Origin of the sequence: Shimia haliotis, from assembly GCF_900114415.1 — a bacterium.
Lineage (GTDB): Bacteria > Pseudomonadota > Alphaproteobacteria > Rhodobacterales > Rhodobacteraceae > Shimia > Shimia haliotis.
Genome location: NZ_FOSZ01000014.1, coordinates 38,156 through 44,290 on the forward strand (window position 1 = coordinate 38,156; position 6,135 = coordinate 44,290).

At 57.5% G+C, this 6,135-nt stretch carries 7 protein-coding genes, 1 tRNA gene and 2 rRNA genes; 5 read left to right on the plus strand and 5 right to left on the minus strand.

Annotated elements, in window-relative coordinates:
* Positions 1 to 50: 50 nt before the first annotated feature.
* Together BM069_RS19340 and BM069_RS19345 are read right to left on the minus strand one after the other, a co-directional pair.
* Positions 51 to 383: a hypothetical protein gene (locus tag BM069_RS19340; RefSeq protein ID WP_093326166.1), complete on the minus strand. Its 333-nt coding sequence runs from the start codon at positions 381 to 383 to the stop codon at positions 51 to 53.
* A 145-nt stretch (positions 384 to 528) separates the two neighbouring features.
* Positions 529 to 1,743: a plasmid recombination protein gene (locus tag BM069_RS19345; RefSeq protein ID WP_093326167.1), complete on the minus strand. Its 1,215-nt coding sequence runs from the start codon at positions 1,741 to 1,743 to the stop codon at positions 529 to 531.
* A gap of 507 nt (positions 1,744 to 2,250) precedes the next feature.
* Here BM069_RS19345 and BM069_RS19350 point away from each other — a divergent pair.
* From BM069_RS19350 to BM069_RS20220, 5 genes are all read left to right on the plus strand, one after another.
* Positions 2,251 to 2,796: a hypothetical protein gene (locus BM069_RS19350; protein ID WP_093326169.1), complete on the plus strand. Its 546-nt coding sequence runs from the start codon at positions 2,251 to 2,253 to the stop codon at positions 2,794 to 2,796.
* Positions 2,789 to 3,223 carry a hypothetical protein gene (locus BM069_RS19355; protein ID WP_093326171.1) on the plus strand — a complete coding sequence of 145 codons (435 nt, stop codon included), beginning with the start codon at positions 2,789 to 2,791 and terminating at the stop codon, positions 3,221 to 3,223. The genes BM069_RS19350 and BM069_RS19355 overlap by 8 nt, the downstream gene beginning before the upstream one ends.
* Positions 3,224 to 3,333: 110 nt before the next feature.
* The gene (locus tag BM069_RS19360; protein WP_093326172.1) at positions 3,334 to 3,756 is read left to right on the plus strand and encodes a hypothetical protein; all 423 of its coding nucleotides are present in this window, start codon (positions 3,334 to 3,336) and stop codon (positions 3,754 to 3,756) included.
* A 158-nt stretch (positions 3,757 to 3,914) separates the two neighbouring features.
* Positions 3,915 to 4,040: a hypothetical protein gene (locus tag BM069_RS20160; protein ID WP_280137043.1), complete on the plus strand. Its 126-nt coding sequence runs from the start codon at positions 3,915 to 3,917 to the stop codon at positions 4,038 to 4,040.
* 5 nt (positions 4,041 to 4,045) lie between these two features.
* On the plus strand, positions 4,046 to 5,698 hold the full coding sequence (locus tag BM069_RS20220; RefSeq protein ID WP_425288697.1) for a recombinase family protein: 1,653 nt from the start codon (positions 4,046 to 4,048) through the stop codon (positions 5,696 to 5,698).
* On the opposite strand, the gene BM069_RS19375 is transcribed toward BM069_RS20220, so the two are convergent.
* From BM069_RS19375 to BM069_RS19385, 3 genes are all read right to left on the minus strand, one after another.
* Positions 5,655 to 5,731 (minus strand) — tRNA-Met (locus BM069_RS19375). The genes BM069_RS20220 and BM069_RS19375 overlap by 44 nt on opposite strands.
* Before the next feature lie 97 nt (positions 5,732 to 5,828).
* Positions 5,829 to 5,943: ribosomal RNA gene (rrf, locus tag BM069_RS19380) — 5S ribosomal RNA — on the minus strand.
* A gap of 102 nt (positions 5,944 to 6,045) precedes the next feature.
* Positions 6,046 to 6,135: ribosomal RNA gene (locus tag BM069_RS19385) — 23S ribosomal RNA — on the minus strand; the annotation flags it as partial.

The following is a 6,135-nucleotide window of genomic DNA, read 5'->3' on the forward strand; positions in this document are numbered from 1 at the left end:
CGCGGCCAAAGCCGCGCCCCTTTTTCTTTGCGATCCTAACAGAGGGCGCTTCACGTCTCGGGTTTTGCCTCCGACTTTTGTTTCACCTTCGGTTTCGCCTTTCTTGCCTCGCGCAGCATGTCGACCTCTTGGCCGATGCCCTCAGGGCGCAGTGGATGAAGCTGGATTCTTGAAGCGTTTGTCGCCGTAGCAACCGTTTCAAAGAGGACAAAGATTTTGCGTAGCAAATCTTCGTCTTTCGACGCCGCTTCAAGGAACTTGGGGAGCGTGTCCGCAAGTGCCTTTTTGATCTTCGCGCGGGCTTCGGCCCGCGTTTCGCCGATACCGGCAATGATCCCAAGCGCACGCAACTGCGCCGGGGTGAGGTCTGTTGGTAGGTCCATAGGAGTCCCCCTTTTTGACCATGAATGTTTAGGGAAGCTGTGCCCCCCGGTGACTGCCGAGGCAGCGCAATGCCGCGTTCGACAATCAGCAGGTAGGATCGTTGCTCTTCAGAGAGAAAAAAGTTTGAGAGAGGTTTGACTCCCCTCAAATTTCCGGACCGTCTTTGGGGTCTGACTTCGTCCCCTTGTGAACCGCCCGCTTGAGCGCAGTGATGCGCCCCACCAACGACTTGCGTGCTTCAACGATCTTCTTGCGCGCCGCCTCTGGCAACGCAGCAGCCGCTTGCACAATCGCATCATCCGCCGCTTTGATCTCTTCAAAGTGAGACTGCACTTCAGCCCGGGCTTCCTGCCTTGCCTCCTCGCGGGCCTTGCGGCGTAGAGTTGTAAAAGCTTTTCCGAACAGGCTCGCGGCGAAGGATTTGCCCTGCCGTCGCGCTATCTCTTCGAGCACTTTGGGATCCCCGGCGGCGACAGCGTTGGCGATCTTTATGTTGGTCGCGGCTTCTTTCTCGCGCTCGCCGACGCGGGCTTCACGGCCTGCCAACTGCCGCTCCTTTTTTTCACGCCATTCACGCGGGCTGACATGCTCCACATGCTGTGGAAGTTCGACTGGCATTTCGACATCTTTGTCTTGTACTTCCTGTTCTTCACGATGCTTTTGCACAGCCGCCCGCAACGCCTGCTTGCGCTTCTCACCGCGTTTCAAACCAAGCTCCGCGAACCACACCCCCACACTGTCTTGGGCCTTCTCATAGTCCTTGATCAGGGGGTGTTTTGATGGCTGCAACATCTTGCGCCCGTCCTTTGTCTCGGACCGAGGCATGACGATGGCGTGGATGTGATAGGTCGTTTCATCGAGGTCGGCGCGGGCGTGGATCACATCCTCACCAAAGCTGTCTTTGAGCCATGCCACAGCTATCTGTTCAAACCGGTCTTCGCGGCTCTCTCCGAACAGATCATCCATGTTGCGTAGATCGATCGAGGCAAACCAGTCCTGATGCGCAGTGATGATCACTTCACGCAAAGGCCCATGCCGTGTGCCGCGCCAAGGATCCTTAGGTCCCTCTACAACCCGCTTGGCAAGCTCCGCCTTGCGGCGCCGCTTCTTCAGCCTTTCAAGCTCTTTGGCGAAGTTTTCCACGCGCATGTGTTCAATCTCTGCGATGGCACGCTGCGCCCAATCTTCGCCGCCGATCAGGCGTCGGTTGAGGTTCGAGCGTGTCTCATCCACGTGACCAAGATCACCGCCCTTACGCCGGCGGTGCAGTTCGTATCCCCCCAGATCCGCCGGAAAGAGGCCCAGCATGCGCAACACCACCGGATGTCGCATGTAGGCCGTCTTGATGTCTTCACCCATGATGTCGCCCTCTTGTCTTGAGGACGGGAAGTGGGGCCGCTGTCGCAAACTTGTGCATCACAGGTTTGAGGCGACACCTTGACCCGAGCGCGGCTTGGCTGCGCAGGGAAAGTTACTCACTAATCAGCCCGCGCAGTTTCCGTTGGAAACCGCTCTGGCTGTCGTTCGTCGGGGCGCTGCCCCGAACCCCGCGCTGCCGCAGGCCACCTGCGCGGCGGGCGGCAAAGGAACGTTCGCCACGCTCCTCTGCACTCCAAGGGCGTCTCCCGACCGGCTCAGGGGGTATTCCGCAAACCGCCCCAAGACCCCGTGCTCTTGAGGAAGGTCCTTGCGCCGACCTTCCCCAAACCCCTTCCAGCGCTGGCCTCGGTGAGGTTGCAAAGCGGTGTGTACCACGGGTGCAGGACACACGTTCTCAGCTGCACAGACCTTGTGTCGCGCATCTGAGAACGGGGACCAGCCCCGGTTCAGAAGAAGACGTGATGTTTGTTCCAATTGGAGATCCCAATGACCGATATCCTTTCTCCCGACGTTGTGCTGCCTGCCGTGTGGCAAGACAGCTTGCAAACCGGCGACGTGGTCGCGTTTCGTTTTCCGCATGAGACCGACGGCTCAAACGATCCCAAAGTGCGCCCTGCGCTCGTCCTCGATGTGGAAGAGACCGACGTCGGCCGCTTCGCATCGCTCGCCTACGGCACGTCTAATCCACGCTCGCGCAAAGCAGCCTACTGCGTGGATGTCCGCTCGGACAAAGATCGCGCGTCGACCGCGCTCCACCGACCGACACGCTTCAACGCTGCGCGACGGGTTCTCGTGTCGCTCGACCATCCAGGTTTTGAACTGAGTGCTGAGATTGGCACGCCCGTGCTCGGACGCCTGACCGGCCCGGCAAGCGATCGCATGCACCGCGTGCGTGCACGCATTCACGCAGAACGCGACATCCGACGTGATTTTCTCGGGCGTCATCGCCGCAACGCGGGCGGCCTTCGCCCAGTCACTGTCGAGCGACGTTCTAAGTTTCGCAAAACCAAATGGGAGACGATCAATGTCTGAGCCCAATCTCGACTACGACCCAATCCAGGCGGCAGTGTTTCAGGCCCTGACACTGGCATCCAGCGCGCACAACGCGCTGGATCAACTCTCGGAGTATTGGATAGATCGAAGAAACGAGGACGCTGCGCGCCGTCTATCTGCGCAGATCGCACAAGAGAAGATATTTTCCGCGCGCGATCTCGACGCTCTGGAGCAGGTTCTGCTGCCATTGATGGCGGTGGCGGAGCCTGCCCCCCTCGGAGATACCCATGTCTCATCGCGGCACACCTCTGGAAGGCCTCTCGATCAGATATTGCGCCCGGGTGCTCAAGATCTGGGCGAGAAGATCCAGCCTCTGATGCAGTTGCGCGGTGCGCTTTTGACGCTCGGTCGTCTGCGCCGGTCTGAGCAAATCGCACAGACCCTGCGCGGCGAAGATATGACCTGATCAAAAGCTTGAAGGCGCCGATGCGCCTGCAACCTTCTTCCATTTCGCCAGCGCTTGCCGACCTTCGAAGTGAGGTCGGCAGGTGCTCGCCCGACCCAGAAAGAGACACAATGATCCCTGCCCCAACACATTTCCCGAACGACAATTCACACCGCGTTGCGCTGTTCCTACAGCCAACACCGCGCGATGATTTCGACGGCTTGGAGGAACTCACTGCGAACGGCCTGCAGGCCGCGCGCAAAGCCCTCGAAGACCTCGCATCCCTGACGATACAGCTGGACCGATCGACCGCCGCTGACGTCACCGAACTTCGGCAAGCGGTGGAGAAGCGACGCTTGCTAAACGATCGCTTTGTAGACGCCGCATATGCCCTCAAAACGCAGATCGCCGACATGGAACACCCGGAAGATTGTTCCGAGATTTTCGACCGGATTGCTCAAGAACTTCAACAAGCGATTTCGCTTTCTAATCGTGTGCGTGATTTGCTTGCAGCCGAGCGCGACGTGGGCTGGCATCGTGGAATTCGCGACTAAATCGCAAATTTCTTTTCTATAAATATCAGCGACCTGACGGAGTATTTCGTCAGGTTCACCAGTTTTCTTGTCAAACTCGCTTCTTAAATTTTCAAAGCGTCTGAGGTCCTCAAAACAGCAACCGGGAACCCCGCTTCCCACCAACGAGGACACTACTCATGACGATCAAAACCGACCGCTCCCCCGCTTCTGTTGAAGCTCTTGTTGGACTTCTTGCCGAGCGCTACGTCGCGACGCTTTCAGCCGCAAACGACAACAACGCACCTCGCCCCAAACAGGATTAATAACCATGGCTCTTCTTGTTGCACTCTACGCTCGGTATTCCTCGGTTCTGCAGGATGCTTGTTCTATCGAAGACCAGATCCGCGTTTGTCGCGCCTATGCAGACAGCCAAGGCTGGGACATCGGGGCGACTTACATAGACAAGGAGATATCCGGACAATCCGCGGCACGCCCTGCCTATCAGCGCATGTTACGGGACTCCAAAGCCAGCGCGTTCAACATCGTTCTCGCAGAGTCTATCGACCGTCTTAGTCGCCGAACGGCGGATATCACCGACCTTCGAGATCAACTCGCGTTCCAGAGCCAACAGCTCTACGCCGTGAACGTCGGCGAGATCACACAGTTTCACGCCGCAATCCTCGGCGTCGTCGCGGAACAGTTTTCTAAGGATCTCGGCGCAAAAACCAGACGCGGTCAGGTCGGCTCAACACACCGTGGGCGCGTCGCAGCAGGCATCGCCTATGGCTATGACGTCTCGCCTACTACGGGCCAAAACCGCGTCATCAATGAAGCGAAGGCTGAGGTCGTTCGTCGCATCTTTGAAGACTTCGCAAACGGGTTGGCGCCCGCCAAAATTACAGCAGCTTTGAATGCTGAGGGCGTCCCCGGCCCTTCAGGCGGGCTCTGGCAATCTTCCACGATACGCGGCAACGCCAAACGCCAAACCGGCATTCTACGCAATCGCGCTTACATAGGACAAATCGTGTATGGCCAGATGAGGTTTCGGAAAGATCCGAAGACTGGAAAACGCACCTCCATACCTGGCGTTGACCCTCTCGTCGTCGATGCGCCGGAACTGCGGATTGTGACGCAAGATCTCTGGAATGCGGTCTCCGATCGCCTGAGGTCCATTTCACGCGAGATGGCCACAGACCCTAAGACGGGACTGGCCCTCAACCGTTCTCACCGCAAAAAGTTCCTTCTCTCCGGGCTTCTCAAATGCGGTTACTGTGGAGGCAATATGGCGATTCAGGCAAAGGAACGCTACGGCTGCTCAACGCGCAAACGCACCGGTGCCTGCGACAACGCGAGCACAATAACCCGACAACAAGTCGAGGGTCGTGTTCTCGCAAGCCTCAAAGCAAAGCTACTGGCACCGGAGAACCTGGAAGCCTTCGTCACCAGAGTTAGCGGAGAGCTCAATGCGTTGCAAAAGTCAGAAGGTGATGACCGGAGAGCCTTGGAAAAAGCGATCGCAGCTCTGGATGTGAAGATGGCGCGCATTATGGACCAGATTGAAGACGGCGCCGGTCAAGCGGGTCTGCTTCTGCCACGTCTGGAGCAACGGAAGACCGAACGTGAGGCCTTGGCCGCCAAGCTCGATGCCCTCGCACACACACCTAAGGAGCCCTTTGAGATGCCCAACCTGCCTGCGGCCTACGGTGCACTCGTGCGTTCGCTTGAAGACACTCTGCGGGACCCTGCAATCGTTCAGCGCGCCCATGAGGCTCTGGCTGATATGATTGAGACGGTGGTTCTCACACCTGATCCGGAAGCACAGGACGGCTACACGATCACGCTTCACGGTGATTGTGCTGGGATCTTAGGGACTTACGGGGGGTTGGAAAAAGAAAAACTCCCGGGCGCTGTTTTGCGAGCCGGGAGTCAATTTTCAGTGGTTGCGGGAGTAGGATTTGAACCTACGACCTTCAGGTTATGAGCCTGACGAGCTACCGGGCTGCTCCATCCCGCGCCAGTTTAGCTGTGCTACCGCGCGGAGCGCTACTTGAGCACGACTGTCGCTAATTTAGTATCGTTTTGAGAGATACGAGAGCTGGGTTGTTTACTAGGTTTGGCGATGACCTACTCTCCCACACCTTAAGATGCAGTACCATCGGCGCTACGGTGCTTAACTGCCGGGTTCGGGATGGGACCGGGTGTTTCACTCGCGCTATGATCACCAAACCGAGTAAACAACCCGGTTCTGATAGTGTTGTCCAAGTCTTGTACGCTGATTGTGTTGTGTATGACTTCATATGGTCCGTAAAAGTCTTTCTTTTACTGGATCAAATCAAGCCTATCGGGCAATTAGTACCAGTCAACTGAATGCGTTACCGCACTTACATCTCTGGCCTATCGACGAGGTGGTCTACCTCG